Genomic DNA, 15828 nt, shown 5'->3' on the forward strand with positions numbered 1-15828 from the left:
ACAAGGAACATATTAGCGAAAAGTGAAATAGTAGAAAGGAAGGATTTAGTTATAAAATCCTTCCTTTTTTATGGTGAAAAAAAGTATAATAGGTCAAAGAACACGGACACGGGGACAGGCACCTTGTCCTAAGGACAGGGTGCCTGTCCCCGTGTCCCGGTGTAACTTTTACATAAAATTATTCGACTAATAAACTGAACGGGGAGGGGAAACGATGGACTCCGTTTTTGATGAACTATATAAAAAATACCACCATGATGTGTTTCAATTTCTCTTTTATATGGTCAAAAACAAAGAGCTTGCAGAAGATCTTGTGCAAGAGGTTTATATAAGGGTTTTAAAGGCTTATAGCAAGTTTGAAGGAAAAAGCAGTGAAAAGACTTGGTTATTTTCAATCGCAAGGAATGTAGCTATTGATCATTTTCGCAAGCAAAAGGGCTGGAAACAGCGGATAATGGAAAAATTTGATTGGTCAAAGGGAGAAATAAAAGATGAAGGCCGATTACCTGAAGAAATAGCCATGCAGAAGGAAGAAATTCAGCATATCTACAGATGCCTTGATCTATGTACGATTGATCAGCGGCTAGTTATTTTAATGAGGTATATCCATGAGCTGTCCATTTCCGAAACAGCCGAAGCGCTGAAATGGACAGAAAGCAAGGTAAAGACAACTCAGCATCGGGCTTTGAAGGTTTTAAAAGCCCATTTAGAAGAAATGCAAAGAAAGGAGGGGGTTGAAAGTGAAAAAATCAGAGTGGAGTGATAAGGATTTAGAGGAATTATTAAGGCAAATGCCAAAAGTAAAAGATTCCCGTGATCCAGAAGATATTTATCAAAATATAACCATAAGAATGAATAAGCGTAAGACTAGAAATTGGATCATGCCATCAGCTGCAGCAGCCTGTGCTTTACTCTTATTTTTTATACTTGCCCCTGGACTTATGCCTTGGGATGCCTCTGAGGAAAATGCTAAGCAAATGGCAGACAAATCATCAGGAAGCAATGAAATCGTAATGGAAAGGTCAGCGATTCCAGAGCATAAACAAGACAGTTTTAGTGCTGAACAATTTCAAACAAAAGAACCGCTTGATGAAAAGGGAAATGAAAAAAACCAAATCATGTCAGTGGAAGCCATAGATCAAACAACTGCCGTTTATGAGGAAGACACGATAGGAAAAGAAGTCCTGACTTATGCTATTCCTGATGTGGATGTACAAAATTTAGTACCTGTGAGCCTGGTTGTTTCAAATGATGATAAACGCTCGAAATTTGAATTATTTAAAGAATATATGAGTGTCATATCTGAAAAGGATTTGGGTTTGAGTGAGTATTATCCGTTAAATGCAAAATTACTGCTTGATGAAGAAAATAGAATTTTAACTGTTGATGTTCCTGCTGATCATTCATACAGTTTGTCAACTACAACAGAAAGATTATTGAATAAAGCTCTGGCAAATGTGATGACAACATTGGATATTAAACAAATCAATCTTATGACTGATGGGAAGCCTGGCATTGAATTCAGCCATTATGGCTATGTTGACCATTTTGAACCGGAAGATCAGCCTGGAAATCATGCCTATTATTTCTATTACACGGACCAGTCAAATAATTCAAAGCCCTATATTGTTCCTTTTGGTGAAAGACAAAATTCGATTACAGAAGCTTTTACAGAGATGAAAAAGGATCGAGAGGAAGCCAAACTAGCTGCTTCCATTCCTGAAGAGCTAAGCTTTGAAACTGAAGAGAACAAAAAGGATAAAGAACTGACGATTCGCTTTGAAAAAGGAGCGGCAATCGATGGTAACCAATCGGCTATTTATACCATCGAAGCGATTTTATTGACGGCGAAGGAATTTGATTATGAGTTTGTGAAGTTAGAAAATACAAATATTGACAAAATTGGCAGGTTTGATTTAAATCAGGAATTAAAGGTACCTGTAGCTGCCAACAAATTCAGCCTGCCGCAGTAAACGAATCAATATTTTTAAAAAGACGAATCAAATGGGTTCGTCTTTTTCCTTTTTGCCGTTCTAAAAGGGTACAAGCTTTCATAGGGTAGGAAGGGAATGAATTGTAGGAGGACATAAAAAGCTATGCTGGATTACATGAAAAGGTTTTTAATCGCGGGAATGATTGGGATTTGTGTCAGCCTCCTATTTATAGGGGGAACAGCCCAATCGGATTATTCTGATACAAAAGAGGCTGCTGAGCTGGCAAATAATCAAAACCCAACCGAATAACCAAAAAAAGACTTTTGGCCAAAAAGATGGACAAGAGTCTTTTTTTGTATAGTGAAAAATGATAACTTTTATCAAAGGTATATTTTGCTTTCATATTTGTTTCTTTTTAAGTATAATAAAAGTAAGATAGAAATGGAGAATTTATATTCATTTCTTCTGAAAAAATTAAATATGGTCTATCTTCGGGGCAGGGTGAAATTCCCGACCGGCGGTGATGAGATTATAACTCTAAGCCCGCGAGCCCGCATAATCTTAGAATTCAAACAGAAATTTATTTGATTTCTAAGCTTGGGCAGGATTTGGTGCGATTCCAAAGCCGACAGTACAGTCTGGATGGGAGAAGATGGAGGTTCTGCAGGCGTTCAAAAAATGCAGGTTTGAACGTTTATTTGACAAGCCTTTGTAATCTATCTCCCTCAAAGTTATTAGCTTTGGGGGTTTTATTTTGCTCTGGTAAAAATCTGCTGAACCTTTCTTCTATAGGAGAGATAGTCCTAATAAGGAGAGAGGAAAGTTGAAACGATTTAGTATTAAAGCATTAGTAGCCATTGGAATGCTGAGCAGTATATCGTATATTTTAATGCTGCTAAATTTCCCAATTCCGCCGTTTCCGCAATTTTTAATGATTGACTTTAGCGATGTGCCTGCATTGATTGCAGCGTTAATCTTTGGCCCTGCGGCTGGAATCCTAGTGGAATTAATTAAAAATGTTTTGGATTATTTTATGACAGGAAGTGCAACGGGAGTACCTGTCGGTCATATCTCAAACTTTATTGCCGGTGTGCTGTTTGTTCTGCCAACTTATTATGTATACAATAAACTAAAAACAAAAAAAGGCATGACATTCGGTTTAATCGCAGGAACAATGATTATGGCAATCGTCATGAGTGTATTGAATTACATCATTATTTTGCCGGCTTATACATGGTTCCTTAATATGCCTGCTATGTCTTCACCTGAGATGCGTACGATGATTGTTACAGGTATCCTGCCGTTTAATATAGTTAAAGGCTTTATTATCACGATTGTATTCATGCTTTTATTTACTCGCATGAGCACATGGATCCAAAAACAAACTGCATTAAGAAATGCATAAAATATAAAAAGCGACGGCCTGCACCGTCGCTTTTTTGCTGTAAAAAAAAGGCCAGGAATCCTGACCCTATTATCGACTATTCAAACTTTAATGGATCGCCATCAAATGATTCGTCAGCAACTTTAATGGAATCTGTTGGACAGCCTTCAAAAGCATCCATCATATCATCTATTAAAACATCAGGAATTTCAATAATTCCTTGGTTATCATCTAATGTTACGAATGCAATACCTTCATCATCATAATCATAAATATCAGGTGCAGCAGCTCCGCATGCACCGCAAGCAATGCATGTATCTTTATCCACAATTGTATACTTTGCCATGAAAACAAACCTCCCAGTTTTTTAAAAACAAATTTTTTATCTGTATTTTATAAAAACGTATTCCTCATCCCTATTGTAAGACTGAAACAGTAACTTTTCAATAGAAAAAGCACAGATAATGCTTATCAAAGCAAGGTTTTTTCTTGAAATTAAATCCCCTTTTATTATTATTCCTTAGAATGTGACAAATAAAAGGTTATGATTTCTTCGTTCATGATAAAATGAATGAGAATACAAATTTCGTTTGTATGGAAGTGATTGTCAATCTATGAGAAATTCATATTTAAATATGATAGTTTTATATTGTTTATATAAAATTAATGGGCAGCGTACCATTTATTCTGTTCTTCATCTCTTGAATGGGAAAAAGTCAGCACAAACGATTCAGGATGCCCATCTTTTTGCATTAAAGCATCTTTTTGGCTGCTTTCCGCGCTTAATAAGGGCTGACCTTGAAAAAACGGTTTGTGATCTGCAAAACAGCCGTCTGCTTCAAAAAGAATCAGATCAGAATTTTCATCTAACACCAATTGGAAAAAAGGAACTTAACGAATTTTTCAAGGAATTTCCTATTCCGCAAGCATTAGACGGGTGGAAATATAACCAATTAGCTCCATTATTTTGGTCAAGGCTTTCCCTTTTAATACAAGTAATTTCACAGTTAATCAATCATGATACAAGATATATCCCTATTCGAAAAGAGAGAGAGCTTCAGCAATGGGTAAAAGCCTATCTGCTGGAAACACGGCTAAATCGCATCGAGCTTGGTAAAGGGCTATATAATGAGCTTCTTGACTGTCTAAAAGGAATTAAGGATGGTGATCCTTCGATACTCGTTTTAAGATTGTCAGGCTATCAAAAGGCAGGGTTAACCTCCAGTCAGGCTTCTGAGACATTAAACATGGATATCCATGCTTACCACGTCCAATTCCTAGGCATGCTTCATTATATTTTAGATGTGGTTTCTGCAGAGAATAAAAAATATCCGCTTTTATTTCGCCTTGCTGCCCAACAGAATCAATGGATGCCGTTAACTCAATCAGCAACGAAAACTTTTGCTTTATTAAAACAAGGGTTTCAATTAGAAGAGATCGTTCGAATCCGCCGTTTGAAAAAAAGCACCATTGAAGACCATATTGTTGAAATTGCTATTAACTATGATGGTTTTGATATTTCTCCATTTGTTGGCGAGAAAAAACAGCAGACGATCGCACAGGCAGCAAAAACATTGGCAACTAAGCAATTAAAGCATATTAGGCAATTAGTTCCTGATGCAGCCTACTTTGAAATTCGTTTAGTCCTGGCAAAGGAAGGTGATCAAAAATGATGCTGGAACAAGCGCTAAAACATCATTTTCAATTGACATCTTTTCGGCCAGGGCAAAAGGAAGTGATAAGTTCCGTTTTGGAAGGCAATCATACGATTGCCATGCTCCCGACTGGAACAGGGAAATCTCTGTGCTATCAGTTGGCAGGGTACATGCTTTCAGGACATGTCATTATTATTTCTCCGTTATTGTCATTAATGCAGGATCAAGCGGAACAGATGGTCATGAATGGGGAAAAACGTGTAATCGCCTTTAATTCCTTTTTGACACGCGAAGAAAAGGCAGAGGCCATTACGAATCTTGAGAAATATAAATTTATTTTTTTATCACCTGAAATGCTCCGGTTGGAGGGAATAACCAAAAGGCTTATGGAGCTCGATATATCATTATTTGTTATTGACGAAGCCCATTGTATCTCACAATGGGGCTATGATTTCAGGCCTGACTATCTTAAGCTTGGAGAGGTTAGAGAACAGCTGGGATCCCCTTTAACCCTTGTTTTAACTGCTACTGCGACACCTGAGGCAAAAGAGGATATCATTCGCTCCTTGCATTTATCTGAATGGAAGGAATTTATTTATTCAGTCGATCGGCCGAATATTTCTCTAACTGTGGAAAAGCTCCATTCACAAAAGGATAAGATTGAACGGCTTGTTCATCTTGTGAAAAGTCTACAGGGGCCAGGAATTATTTATTTTTCCAGCAAGAAATTATCGGAGCAAATGGCTCATCACTTAAAGGAAAAAGGCATAGGAAGGGTAATGGCCTATCACGGCGGCATGGAACAGGAAAGCAGAATATTAATTCAGCAGCAATTTTTGAACGGCCAGCTAGACCTTATCTGTGCAACAAGTGCATTTGGAATGGGGATTAATAAAGAGAATATCAGATATGTGATTCATTTTCATATGCCGCTTCAGCTTGAATCGTATTTACAGGAAATTGGACGTGCTGGAAGAGATGGAAAGAAAAGCATCGCTATACTTTTATATTGTCCTGGAGATGAACAGCTTGCCTTTCAGATTGCTGAAGGCGAGCTGCCGGATCAAGCGCAGTTAGATAGAATTCATTCCTTTTTTAAGGAATATCCGCTTAGTGATAAGTTATCAGAATATGAAAATCAAATTAGGTCTTTTGCAGGGTTGACAGAAACCCAGTGGAGAATGATTGAGGGTTATATTGAAGAAATGGGACCTGACCATTTTGATGAATTAGCGGTTTTTGTTAAAAACCGTTCGGAAATAAAAAAGAACAAAATCTTTGATATGTATAAATGGATCCAGTCTGATCAATGCCGCAGAAGTAACATCCTAAGCTATTTTAAGGAAGTTATGAATAAGGTGCAAGCGGATTGCTGTGATTGCTGCGGGATTGATATCACCCAGTTTTTTATATCAGAAAATAATGAGGCTTTCTTACATCATTCCTATGATTGGAAAGAACAGCTGAAAATTTTATTATTAAATGAGTGAGAGAAAAAAATGAAAAAAGAAGAGTATGCTGACCTAATTAAGGGGCTTTCTGATAAAGAATTAACTTTTCACCTATTTTTAACGCAAATAATCCTATTAACGATTTCTGTTATTTTAGGTATGATATTATTTAATAGCATGGCGGAATTTGTCGGTTTATTTACCTGGAATTGGCAAATTGTGTCGGTTGGAGGAACCGCTGGGCTAGCAGTTGTTTTTCTTGATCTATTCTTTATGAAGGTTCTGCCATCATCATTTTATGATGACGGCGGATTAAATGAAAGAATTTTTAAAAATAAGTCTGTTATTCAGATTGCTTTCATTTCTGCCATCATAGCGATTGTTGAGGAAAGTTTATTCCGAGGGGTTATCCAGACACATATAGGTCTGATTATTTCAAGTTTGATTTTTGCCGTTGTGCATTACCGCTATTTATTTAATTGGTTTTTATTTATCAATGTGGTACTTTTAAGCTTTTTTATTGGTTATATATTCCTGCTGACCAATAATTTGCTAGTGACCATCTTTATGCACTTTATCATTGATTTTTTACTTGGTGTCACGATCAAAATTCGCAAAAAGAACTAGGAAGGGATTCCCATGAACAGAGAAGATCCTTACAGAGACCAGGCTGAACGTCTTAGAAAGAAAATAGCAAAGAATCAGGAAGAGGAACAGGTACCCGAATTAGAGGACCTGCCGCCAAGAAGCCGGCTTCATCATAAGAAAAGAAAGAAAAATAAATTTAGGGTAAAATACCCTATAATCCGCCTGCTGGCATTATTTTTTATCCTGCTGCCGATTACTATATTTAGTATGTATTATATAAACTCAGGAAAAATCGGCGGGTCGCAAAAAGTATCAAATAATCAATCTGGTTTTGAAACCGTTGGCTATGATGATGGCAAAGGGGATAAAGCAACTATAATAGAAGAAAGGGAAGTTCCTTCTGAAAATGAATCAGCTGCAGAAGCTGAAAAAGCGAAAGAAATAGAGAAGGAAATAGAGACCCATATCCCTGTACCGCAAAAGCCGGAAGTAGTCAATGATACAGATAAAAGTTCAGCTCCGGAAGAGGAAGAGAAGAAAGAACCTAAAAAAGGTAAGATTGTCTACCATACGGTTAAGCCCAATGAGACAATCTTTAGAATATCCATGAATTATTTTAATTCACCATCAGGGATTGAAATAATAAGGAAAGCAAACAATCTGAAAGATAATGAAATTCAAGCAGGACAGGTGCTGATCATTCCAGCGGAATAAATAAGACCCCCTTCTGACATAAACGGCTGTACAGGCTCATATTTATATTATGGAAGGGAGGGGGCCATGTGGAACAAAATATTATTATGCTCGACGAACGAACAGATCAGGCTACGAGACAGATGCTGCAAAAGGTCGTTGAACGCAAAAGAAAATATGAACATTTAAAACTCCGTCATTTAATTGTTATGTGGGCAACTGTGTTTGCAGCATTTTTATATTTATACTATCTCTATCAAACGGTGCTAGATCCGTATTCTTATTCATTTGCCGCTATGTTTTCCGCGTATGTCGATAATTCAGCAAATTTATATTATCTGGTTTTCACAGTAGGTTTGTATGGGTTTATGAATCTTTTGCAGAAGAAACGGGATAAAGCTGAAAATGAATACAATGCCCTCCGCTGTGAGATTATTGATAAGAGTAAAGACTTATGGAAACAAGAGGATCAGTGGAAAAATCGCCACCTTGTGTTTGAGATGATGAAGTCTAACTATGATATTAATTTATATCATGAGAATAAATAAAAGAAGCAGAGAGTTTGGTTTCTGCTTCTTTCTTTATATTTTCGCGCCTTCCGTTCCAATCAACTGAGATATAAATCAACATTAAGCTTGAACAAAGCCATATGTTTAAAATATTCTCTTTTTTCCCCGCTCTTCTTTAAGTATTTCTACAGCTTCCCTAAATCTTTGCGAGTGAATGATTTCCCGTTCCCTCAGAAAACGCAAACCATCATTTAAGTCTGGGTCATCACTCATGTTAATGATCCATTGATAAGTAGCTCTTGCTTTTTCCTCAGCGGCAATATCCTCATATAAATCTGCGATTGGGTCACCTTTAGCCTGTATATAAGTGGCCGTCCACGGAACACCTGCTGCATTATGGTAAAAAAGTGCCTTATCATGATTAGCATAATGACCGTCTAGACCAGCTGCTTTCATTTGCTCTGGTGTAGCATCTTTTGTCAACTTATAAACCATGGTTGCTATCATCTCTAAATGGGCAAATTCTTCAGTCCCAATATCTGTAAGAAGCCCAATAACTTTATCAGGAATCGTATATCTTTGATTCAGGTATCGTAAGGCAGCAGCAAGTTCCCCATCAGCTCCTCCGTATTGTTCAATAAGAAACTTCGCCAGCATCGGATTACATGTACTTACGCGTACAGGATATTGTAATTTTTTTTCATATACCCACATTTAGTACAGCCCCTCCTTTGTTCTGCATAGAGATTACAACTAGCTTCAGTGGCCAGTTACGCGTTGCCGCAGGACGTTGTGTTCTTAGCCAGCAAATCTCGTTAAACTTGCCATGGCCATGGAGCATCGTCCCAATTCCATGGGTATCCTGCGTAACTTTGTCCAAAATGCATAAGCGGGCCGTATTTGCTTTCTATAGCGTGTCTTAATTTTTTTGCTTCCCCAACATAGTGATTATATTGTTTTATTGCTTCCTGATCGCCATTATGTGTATCAAGGTATAAGTTTAATTCCACCAGGACAAAATCTACAGCTTGAAGCTGCTCCAAAAGCTGATAATATTCCGCCGGAAGCTGTTTTTTCATTCTGTCGGTTCTCCTTTCGCAACCTCATACGGATTATAGTAGGGGTCGTAAAATGGCTTCCATAAGGTTCCGGCCTTTAGCGCTTCCATTGGTGAAAATTGAGGGAAATTGGGAGGCTGAAAGCCAATATAAAGATTTGGCGGTGTTGAGTAGGTTTTTGTTGTCATAGGCTTGCAAGGGTCAAATGGGCTGATATAAGGATGGTAAGTTTTATAAAGTGTAAACATGCTGTCCCTCCTTTTATATATATCATTGAATCTTATGACTTGAATTTTGATTTCATGTTTGAATTTGCAGGTTTTTTTTAGACTATAGGCGAATAAAATAAGGAATGGAACTTAACACTTTGGGGTGATAACCATGTTTGTAAAAAGCGTCATGATGCCAAAGCATTTATCTCTGACAATCGATAGGAACCAGACCGTCCAAGAAGCATTGAACACATTGGAGGAACACGGAATTGATGGTTTGCCCGTATTAGATGGGGAGAAATATTTTGGAATTATTACAAGGTATAATATTTATGAGTATTTTTTTGAATCAGGCATGAAGAAAGAGGAGTTTCTGCAAATAAAATCAGGTGAAATAGCTACACATAAGGATATCTATTTAACCGGAAATGAAATATTCGAGAATACACTATTAAGCCTTAAGGATTTTCCGCTGCTGGCAGTACTGGATGAAAATCAAATGTTTATGGGAATTGTCACCCGTTTTGACGTCCTTGAACAATTCCAATCAGCGTTTGGAATGAATAAAAAAGGTGTACGCATCGCCTTTACTGCCCATGAAACCGAAGGAAGGATTGCCCGTCTATCTGAAATTGCCAAACAATTTCATGAGCATATCATTTCGATCGTTACTTTTGATGAAACAGATAAGCTCATCCGCAGAATCGTTATGAAGATAGAAAAGAAAGATAATATTAATAAGTTTATTCAAAAGCTTGAAAACTCAGGATTTCGTGTCCTTGATGTTAAAGAGGATTAATTACATTCCCCACGACAATTTCCTGCCCTCTCATACATATGTATTGGGAGGGATTTTTATTTTGATTGTGGTAAGATTTTGGTAAAAGGAATTGACAGGAGGCATTATGATTTATTTACTTACAATTATCATCATTTTAGGGATCATTGGAATATTCCTTATTTTGTTTATGGTCAAAGAGGCTTTTGCCAATCGGGTCATTCAAAATGAGCTGTTGTTTCCTGATTTTCCTGAAAGCTTTGGCGAAGTGAAGATCTTTTTCATTTCCGACATACATAAAAGGGTTATTTCTGATCAGCTAGTAGAGGAAGTAAAAGGGATGAAGCCAGACATGGTGATTATTGGCGGGGACCTAATGGAAAGGAAGGTACCGCTGCAAAGAGTGGAGGCCAATATCTCAAAACTTAAGACACTGGGTCCTGTCTTTTTTGTTTGGGGGAACAATGATTATGAAGGAAATTATCACCACCTAGATGTGCTGCTGCTTGATAATGGGGTGAAAATCCTTGATAATACAGCCGTTACGTTCGAGTCGCTCAAAGGAGATAAATTTATTTTATTAGGAATTGATGACATTAGCCAAAAGCGTGCAAGACTTGATTTAGCCCTTTTAGACGCTGGGGAGGACGGTTTTAAAGTTTTAGTCAGCCACAGCCCGGAAATTGTGAGCAGTGTGAAAAAGGAACACCAAATTCAGCTTGTCCTATGCGGGCATACCCACGGAGGACAGATTCATCTATTCGGATATAGTCCATATCCAAAAGGCTCCGTAAAGAAGCTGCCGCAGACAACGCTGCTGGTGAGTAATGGATATGGAACAACCGCCCTGCCATTTAGATTGGGAGCAAAGGTTGAAACACACTTAATTACCATAACGAAACAATAACGGGTAAATCACCTATATAAGGGCAAAGTATATTTACAAACATCGCTTTTTCTTTTTTAGCGGCTGGACGACTCACCAACCTTTGTAACTATCATAGACTGAACAAAAGAAAGGTTTCACGGCAGGGGGCATAATAAATGCGCTTAGAACGTTTGAATTATAATAAAATTAAAATATTTTTAAGCTTAGATGATTTGTCCGAGAGAGGCCTGACGAAAGAGGATATCTGGAAAGATTCCTTGAAATGGCATCAGCTTTTTAATGATATGCTTGAAGAAGCAAGCATTGAGTATGGGATGGAGATACACGGGTCAGTGGCCGTTGAGATCTTTTCCATGCACGCCCAGGGGATGATCATGATCGTTACCATGGAAGAACAAGGGGATGAAGACCTGCTGGAAGAGGATGGATTTATTGAAATGCAGGTTATTATGAATCGCGATGAAGAAATACTTTACGAACTGATGGAATTTGAACACGCCATCCAGCTTGCTAAAGGTTTAGCAAACTTAAGTATTAAAAATGGCAGTCTATATTCTATGGGAAACAAATATTATTTTCATTTTGCAGGCCATTCAGCTGATGAATCACAAAGACTTACAGCGATCCTAGGAGAATTTGGCCAGCCATCGATGATCAGTATACATGTGCTTGAGGAATATGGAAAAGCGGTATTGAAAGATTGCGCGGTAGAAAAGCTGGTGCATTTTTTTGTTTAGATAATGACAATAGGGGCGGCTTAAACAGCCCTCCTTTTTCACTTTTTTTATTGGCTGGGTTAAAGCTATATGTTGACTTTAACTACTTAATTGATCTTCGCTGCAGGCGCGTAGACTCCTGGGGGATCAGCATTGAAGTGAGACGTGCGCAGGAACGTATGTGACGAGGAGGCTCGCAAAATGCCCCCCGGAAAGCGAAGCGCCTGGAGCGGAAATCAACGGCCAAGTTTAACAGAGTCTTTTTAATAAATGGTTTTCTTATTTTTAGGGAAAAACAAAATGGAGGTTTAGACCTTATCTATTCGTGGAATAGGGGTTATGAATGGTGATGCAAACTGGAGTATAAAGAAAGAAAAAGCCGTCTATATCAGTAGTGGCAGCGTTTACATAACCATGATAAATGAAAGCAGAAAAACCTTTTTCATCTTGCATAAATTACCCAAAAGTGTATACTATTTCATGAAAGCGGACAACAAATGATAGTGATTTACTAGGAGGTTTACAAATGGTAGCCAATAATGGTGCTGATACTGCTAAAGAGGACAAACTTGACGTCTTAAAGTCAACACAGACTGTTATTCATAAAGCATTAGAAAAGCTGGGTTATTCAGAAGAAATGTATGAGCTTTTAAAAGAGCCAATTCGGATGATGACTGTCAAAATTCCAGTTCGGATGGATGATGGAACCGTGAAAATCTTTACTGGCTACCGGGCCCAGCACAATGATGCAGTCGGTCCAACAAAAGGTGGTATTCGTTTCCATCCAGATGTAACTGAAAAAGAAGTAAAGGCTTTATCGATATGGATGAGTTTAAAATGCGGAATTGTTGATCTTCCTTATGGGGGAGGAAAAGGCGGTATCATCTGCGATCCCCGTAACATGTCATTTCGAGAATTAGAAGCGTTAAGCCGCGGATATGTTCGGGCAATTAGCCAGATTGTCGGTCCGACAAAGGATATACCTGCTCCGGACGTATTTACAAACTCGCAAATCATGGCTTGGATGATGGATGAATACAGCCGTATGGATGAGTTTAACTCACCAGGCTTTATCACCGGGAAACCACTAGTATTAGGCGGTTCACATGGCCGTGAATCTGCAACGGCAAAGGGTGTGACCATCTGTATCAGAGAAGCAGCGAAGAAAAGAGGCATTGAACTAAAAGGTGCCCGTGTGGTTGTACAGGGATTTGGAAACGCTGGAAGCTTCCTGTCTAAATTCCTTCATGATGCAGGTGCGAAGGTCATTGGTATTTCGGATGCCTATGGAGCCCTATATGATCCAAAAGGGTTAGATATTGATTACTTGCTTGATCGTCGTGATAGCTTTGGTACTGTAACAAATCTTTTTAACGATACTATTTCCAATAAAGAACTTTTGGAGTTAGATTGCGATATTCTAGTTCCTGCTGCAATAGAAAACCAAATTACCGATGAAAATGCCCATAATATTAAAGCAAAAATTGTGGTAGAGGCTGCAAACGGCCCAACAACGTTAGAAGCGACCCAAATCCTGACAGAACGCGGCATTTTATTAGTGCCTGATGTGCTTGCATCAGCCGGCGGTGTAACGGTTTCTTATTTTGAATGGGTACAAAATAACCAAGGTTACTATTGGTCAGAAGAAGAAGTAGAAGAAAAGCTTGAAAAGATTTTAGTGAAAGCTTTTGAAAATATATTTGAGACATCACAATCCCGCCGGGTTGATATGCGTTTAGCCGCTTACATGGTCGGAGTACGTAAAATGGCTGAAGCATCAAGATTCCGCGGCTGGGTATAAAGTTTGAAACTTATAATAAAATCTCCTATCATAATGGTGGGAGATTTTATTATTTAGTCTGTGTTTTTGTTTAATGCGATTAATATACTAGCTGATTAGAGCAGAGGTCAAAAAGCTCCTTAGAGGAATTATTTGAAGGAAGTGAACGGTTATGAAAAGGATCGATGCCGTAATTATTGGGGGAGGGCCATGCGGGCTCGCGGCTGCTATATCCTTGCAGGAAATTGGCAAAAGTCCTGTAGTGATTGAAAAAGGAAATATCGTCAATGCGATTTACCATTACCCCACACATCAAACTTTTTTTAGCACAAGCGAAAAGCTTGAAATAGGCGGAGTTCCATTTATATCTATAGGGTATAAACCGAAAAGGCTTGAGGCTTTAACCTATTATCGTGAGGTTGTAAAAAGGAAAAATGTCCATGTCAAAGCCTATGAAACTGTTCTAAAGGTTGAAAAACAGGAAAAGGATTTTGTTGTGACAACAGATAAGGATCAATACATAACGTCATACGTCATAATTGCAACTGGCTATTATGATAACCCTAATTATATGCATGTTCCTGGTGAACAGCTCCCAAAGGTCTTCCATTACTTTAAGGAGGCCCATCCGTACTTTAATAAAGACGTGGTTGTGGTTGGCGGGAAAAACTCTAGCGTGGATGCTGCTCTTGAGCTGGAAAGAGCTGGAGCTAGAGTAACTGTCATCTACAGGGGCAGCGAGTATTCTCCAAGCATCAAGCCATGGATCCTTCCAGATTTTGATTCTTTGGTCCGAAAAGACATCATTAAAATGGAGTTTAATGCTCATATAAAAGAAATTTTAGAAGATAAGATCATCTACACTAAAGATGGCCAAACCATTGAAATAAAAAATGACTTCGTCTTCGCGATGACAGGCTATCACCCGAACCATCAATTTTTAAAGGAGATGGGTATTCAAATTGATGCTGAAACGGGGAGACCTCTTTTCGACAGTGAAACAATGGAAACGAATAAGGAAGGAATGTATATAGCAGGTGTGATTGCAGCGGGCAACAATGCCAATGAAATTTTCATTGAAAACGGCCGTTTCCATGGCGGGCTTATTGCAGCGCATATCCTTAAGAAGGAAAAAGAAATCGGCTGAGCTTTAGCCGATTTCTTTGGTTTATATCTGAAACATTTTTTCTATTTCTTTTATATTCTTTGTATAGGCTAAGCCGATAAGAAGCTTAATCCGGGCCTTTTGACCGTTTAGCCCATTGGAGAAAATAACCCCCAAATCTTTTAGCTGTTTTCCGCCGCCCTCGTAGTTGTATACATCCTGGGCGATTCCGTTGAAGCATCGGGATACCAGGACAACCGGGATATTTCTATTAATTAAGGCTTTTATCCCATCCACCGCTGCTGGCGGAACATTGCCTGCTCCAAGAGCTTCGATTACCACACCGTGATAGCTCATGTCCCTGATAGCATAGAGCAAAGCAGAGTCCATTCCAGCATGAGCTTTAATCAGCGCGACCTTCTTTAATACATCACTTACAGGATAGTATTCATTATTTTTTGGCAAATGGTGGAAAACGACCCCCCTTTTCGTCACAATTCCAATCGGTCCGTACTGTGGGCTCTGGAAGGTTGAAACATTGCTGGTATGTGTTTTTGTTACGTTTTCTGCCGTATGTATCTCATCATTTAGTACGACGAGAACCCCTTTATTTCGTGCATCCTCACAAATAGCTACGCGAATGGCGGAAATTAAATTGTACAAACCATCGGAGCCGATTTCATTGTTTGACCGCATAGCTCCTGTTAAAACGATTGGCAGCTGCACATTGGTTGTCAGCTGCAGGAAATAGGCAGTCTCTTCCAGCGTATCGGTTCCATGCGTAATAACTACACCAGATATTTCCTTTTGTTTGGTATGTCTTTCAATTAATTCCTTCAGTACATTCATTTCTACGGTCGTAATATGCGGGGAAGGGAGATGAAATGGTTCTTCCACCACCAAATGGGCTAGAGAAAATAATTCTTTTGTCTTTTCTGAGAGAGGGTTGCTTTCGGTTGGCTTTACAGAACCTGTTTGGTCCTCTGCCATTGAAATGGTGCCGCCTGTATGTATCACAAGAATTTTTTTCTTATTCATTGCTTAACCTCCTGTTGTAACTATCATAAGCGTTTGAA

At 38.6% G+C, this 15828-nt stretch carries 19 protein-coding genes and 1 riboswitch; of the genes, 14 read left to right on the forward strand and 5 right to left on the reverse strand.

From position 1 onward, the window contains the following. Positions 1–214: 214 nt before the first annotated feature. From sigX to AC1Q59_RS04010, 4 genes are all read left to right on the forward strand, one after another. The gene (gene sigX, locus AC1Q59_RS03995) at positions 215–763 is read left to right on the forward strand and encodes an RNA polymerase sigma factor SigX (RefSeq protein ID WP_492364495.1); all 549 of its coding nucleotides are present in this window, start codon (positions 215–217) and stop codon (positions 761–763) included. Beyond that, a complete protein-coding gene (locus AC1Q59_RS04000) occupies positions 741–1973 on the forward strand; it encodes a GerMN domain-containing protein (protein WP_492364496.1) in 1233 nt (410 codons plus the stop codon). The genes sigX and AC1Q59_RS04000 overlap by 23 nt, the downstream gene beginning before the upstream one ends. A gap of 123 nt (positions 1974–2096) precedes the next feature. Then, positions 2097–2243 (forward strand): hypothetical protein, encoded by a 147-nt coding sequence (locus tag AC1Q59_RS04005; protein ID WP_492364497.1) that lies wholly within the window; start codon positions 2097–2099, stop codon positions 2241–2243. Between the two features lie 174 nt (positions 2244–2417). Continuing rightward, a riboswitch (FMN riboswitch) is annotated at positions 2418–2592 on the forward strand. Between the two features lie 165 nt (positions 2593–2757). After that, on the forward strand, positions 2758–3339 hold the full coding sequence (locus AC1Q59_RS04010) for an ECF transporter S component (protein ID WP_492364498.1): 582 nt from the start codon (positions 2758–2760) through the stop codon (positions 3337–3339). A gap of 76 nt (positions 3340–3415) precedes the next feature. Here AC1Q59_RS04010 and AC1Q59_RS04015 read toward each other — a convergent pair whose 3' ends face one another. Continuing rightward, a complete protein-coding gene (locus AC1Q59_RS04015; protein WP_492364499.1) occupies positions 3416–3664 on the reverse strand; it encodes a ferredoxin in 249 nt (82 codons plus the stop codon). Between the two features lie 268 nt (positions 3665–3932). Here AC1Q59_RS04015 and AC1Q59_RS04020 point away from each other — a divergent pair, with 268 nt between their 5' ends. The 5 genes from AC1Q59_RS04020 to AC1Q59_RS04040 all read left to right on the forward strand — a co-directional run bounded on the left by AC1Q59_RS04020 (position 3933) and on the right by AC1Q59_RS04040 (position 8253). Next, on the forward strand, positions 3933–4991 hold the full coding sequence (locus tag AC1Q59_RS04020; protein ID WP_492364500.1) for a YpbB family protein: 1059 nt from the start codon (positions 3933–3935) through the stop codon (positions 4989–4991). Further along, positions 4988–6463 carry a RecQ family ATP-dependent DNA helicase gene (locus tag AC1Q59_RS04025; RefSeq protein ID WP_492364501.1) on the forward strand — a complete coding sequence of 492 codons (1476 nt, stop codon included), beginning with the start codon at positions 4988–4990 and terminating at the stop codon, positions 6461–6463. Before AC1Q59_RS04020 ends, AC1Q59_RS04025 begins: the two co-directional genes overlap by 4 nt. A 9-nt stretch (positions 6464–6472) precedes the next feature. After that, positions 6473–7051, forward strand: coding sequence for a CPBP family intramembrane glutamic endopeptidase (locus AC1Q59_RS04030; protein WP_492364502.1), 579 nt, complete (start codon positions 6473–6475; stop codon positions 7049–7051). 12 nt (positions 7052–7063) lie between these two features. Continuing rightward, positions 7064–7726 (forward strand): LysM peptidoglycan-binding domain-containing protein, encoded by a 663-nt coding sequence (locus tag AC1Q59_RS04035; protein WP_492364503.1) that lies wholly within the window; start codon positions 7064–7066, stop codon positions 7724–7726. 68 nt (positions 7727–7794) lie between these two features. Beyond that, complete coding sequence (locus AC1Q59_RS04040) at positions 7795–8253, forward strand: YpbF family protein (RefSeq protein ID WP_492364504.1); 459 nt, start codon at positions 7795–7797, stop codon at positions 8251–8253. A 105-nt stretch (positions 8254–8358) separates the two neighbouring features. Here the strand turns inward: AC1Q59_RS04040 and AC1Q59_RS04045 are convergent, their stop codons facing one another. The 3 genes from AC1Q59_RS04045 to AC1Q59_RS04055 all read right to left on the reverse strand — a co-directional run bounded on the left by AC1Q59_RS04045 (position 8359) and on the right by AC1Q59_RS04055 (position 9520). Continuing rightward, entirely contained in the window at positions 8359–8928 is a 570-nt protein-coding gene (locus tag AC1Q59_RS04045; protein ID WP_492364505.1) for a manganese catalase family protein, read from the reverse strand. Positions 8929–9029: 101 nt separating this feature from the next. Then, positions 9030–9293 carry a spore coat protein CotJB gene (locus AC1Q59_RS04050; protein ID WP_492364506.1) on the reverse strand — a complete coding sequence of 88 codons (264 nt, stop codon included), beginning with the start codon at positions 9291–9293 and terminating at the stop codon, positions 9030–9032. After that, positions 9290–9520, reverse strand: coding sequence for a spore coat associated protein CotJA (locus tag AC1Q59_RS04055; protein WP_492364507.1), 231 nt, complete (start codon positions 9518–9520; stop codon positions 9290–9292). The genes AC1Q59_RS04050 and AC1Q59_RS04055 overlap by 4 nt, the downstream gene beginning before the upstream one ends. Before the next feature lie 133 nt (positions 9521–9653). Here AC1Q59_RS04055 and AC1Q59_RS04060 point away from each other — a divergent pair, with 133 nt between their 5' ends. From AC1Q59_RS04060 to AC1Q59_RS04080, 5 genes are all read left to right on the forward strand, one after another. Continuing rightward, positions 9654–10283 (forward strand): CBS domain-containing protein, encoded by a 630-nt coding sequence (locus tag AC1Q59_RS04060; protein ID WP_492364508.1) that lies wholly within the window; start codon positions 9654–9656, stop codon positions 10281–10283. 106 nt (positions 10284–10389) lie between these two features. Then, positions 10390–11169 (forward strand): metallophosphoesterase, encoded by a 780-nt coding sequence (locus AC1Q59_RS04065; protein WP_492364509.1) that lies wholly within the window; start codon positions 10390–10392, stop codon positions 11167–11169. A 137-nt stretch (positions 11170–11306) separates the two neighbouring features. Continuing rightward, the gene (locus AC1Q59_RS04070) at positions 11307–11888 is read left to right on the forward strand and encodes a genetic competence negative regulator (protein ID WP_492364510.1); all 582 of its coding nucleotides are present in this window, start codon (positions 11307–11309) and stop codon (positions 11886–11888) included. A 505-nt stretch (positions 11889–12393) separates the two neighbouring features. Further along, entirely contained in the window at positions 12394–13668 is a 1275-nt protein-coding gene (locus AC1Q59_RS04075) for a Glu/Leu/Phe/Val family dehydrogenase (RefSeq protein WP_492364511.1), read from the forward strand. 151 nt (positions 13669–13819) lie between these two features. Next, complete coding sequence (locus AC1Q59_RS04080) at positions 13820–14794, forward strand: YpdA family putative bacillithiol disulfide reductase (protein ID WP_492364512.1); 975 nt, start codon at positions 13820–13822, stop codon at positions 14792–14794. A 21-nt stretch (positions 14795–14815) separates the two neighbouring features. Here AC1Q59_RS04080 and AC1Q59_RS04085 read toward each other — a convergent pair whose 3' ends face one another. Then, the gene (locus tag AC1Q59_RS04085; protein ID WP_492364513.1) at positions 14816–15790 is read right to left on the reverse strand and encodes an asparaginase; all 975 of its coding nucleotides are present in this window, start codon (positions 15788–15790) and stop codon (positions 14816–14818) included. Positions 15791–15828 lie beyond the last annotated feature (38 nt).

This window comes from Cytobacillus sp. MT66, assembly GCF_058792595.1.

Excerpts from the sequence above, each read along its gene's own strand:
- AC1Q59_RS04080 (WP_492364512.1), top strand. The coding sequence starts at position 13,820 with ATGAAAAGGATCGATGCCGTAATTATTGGGGGAGGGCCATGCGGGCTC.
- AC1Q59_RS04020 (WP_492364500.1), top strand. The coding sequence starts at position 3,933 with ATGAGAAATTCATATTTAAATATGATAGTTTTATATTGTTTATATAAA.
- AC1Q59_RS04005 (WP_492364497.1), top strand. The coding sequence starts at position 2,097 with ATGCTGGATTACATGAAAAGGTTTTTAATCGCGGGAATGATTGGGATT.
- AC1Q59_RS04060 (WP_492364508.1), top strand. The coding sequence starts at position 9,654 with ATGTTTGTAAAAAGCGTCATGATGCCAAAGCATTTATCTCTGACAATC.
- sigX (WP_492364495.1), top strand. The coding sequence starts at position 215 with ATGGACTCCGTTTTTGATGAACTATATAAAAAATACCACCATGATGTG.
- AC1Q59_RS04085 (WP_492364513.1), bottom strand. The coding sequence starts at position 15,790 with ATGAATAAGAAAAAAATTCTTGTGATACATACAGGCGGCACCATTTCA.
- AC1Q59_RS04065 (WP_492364509.1), top strand. The coding sequence starts at position 10,390 with ATGATTTATTTACTTACAATTATCATCATTTTAGGGATCATTGGAATA.
- AC1Q59_RS04035 (WP_492364503.1), top strand. The coding sequence starts at position 7,064 with ATGAACAGAGAAGATCCTTACAGAGACCAGGCTGAACGTCTTAGAAAG.
- AC1Q59_RS04050 (WP_492364506.1), bottom strand. The coding sequence starts at position 9,293 with ATGAAAAAACAGCTTCCGGCGGAATATTATCAGCTTTTGGAGCAGCTT.
- AC1Q59_RS04045 (WP_492364505.1), bottom strand. The coding sequence starts at position 8,928 with ATGTGGGTATATGAAAAAAAATTACAATATCCTGTACGCGTAAGTACA.
- AC1Q59_RS04070 (WP_492364510.1), top strand. The coding sequence starts at position 11,307 with ATGCGCTTAGAACGTTTGAATTATAATAAAATTAAAATATTTTTAAGC.
- AC1Q59_RS04025 (WP_492364501.1), top strand. The coding sequence starts at position 4,988 with ATGATGCTGGAACAAGCGCTAAAACATCATTTTCAATTGACATCTTTT.
- AC1Q59_RS04015 (WP_492364499.1), bottom strand. The coding sequence starts at position 3,664 with ATGGCAAAGTATACAATTGTGGATAAAGATACATGCATTGCTTGCGGT.
- AC1Q59_RS04030 (WP_492364502.1), top strand. The coding sequence starts at position 6,473 with ATGAAAAAAGAAGAGTATGCTGACCTAATTAAGGGGCTTTCTGATAAA.
- AC1Q59_RS04055 (WP_492364507.1), bottom strand. The coding sequence starts at position 9,520 with ATGTTTACACTTTATAAAACTTACCATCCTTATATCAGCCCATTTGAC.
- AC1Q59_RS04075 (WP_492364511.1), top strand. The coding sequence starts at position 12,394 with ATGGTAGCCAATAATGGTGCTGATACTGCTAAAGAGGACAAACTTGAC.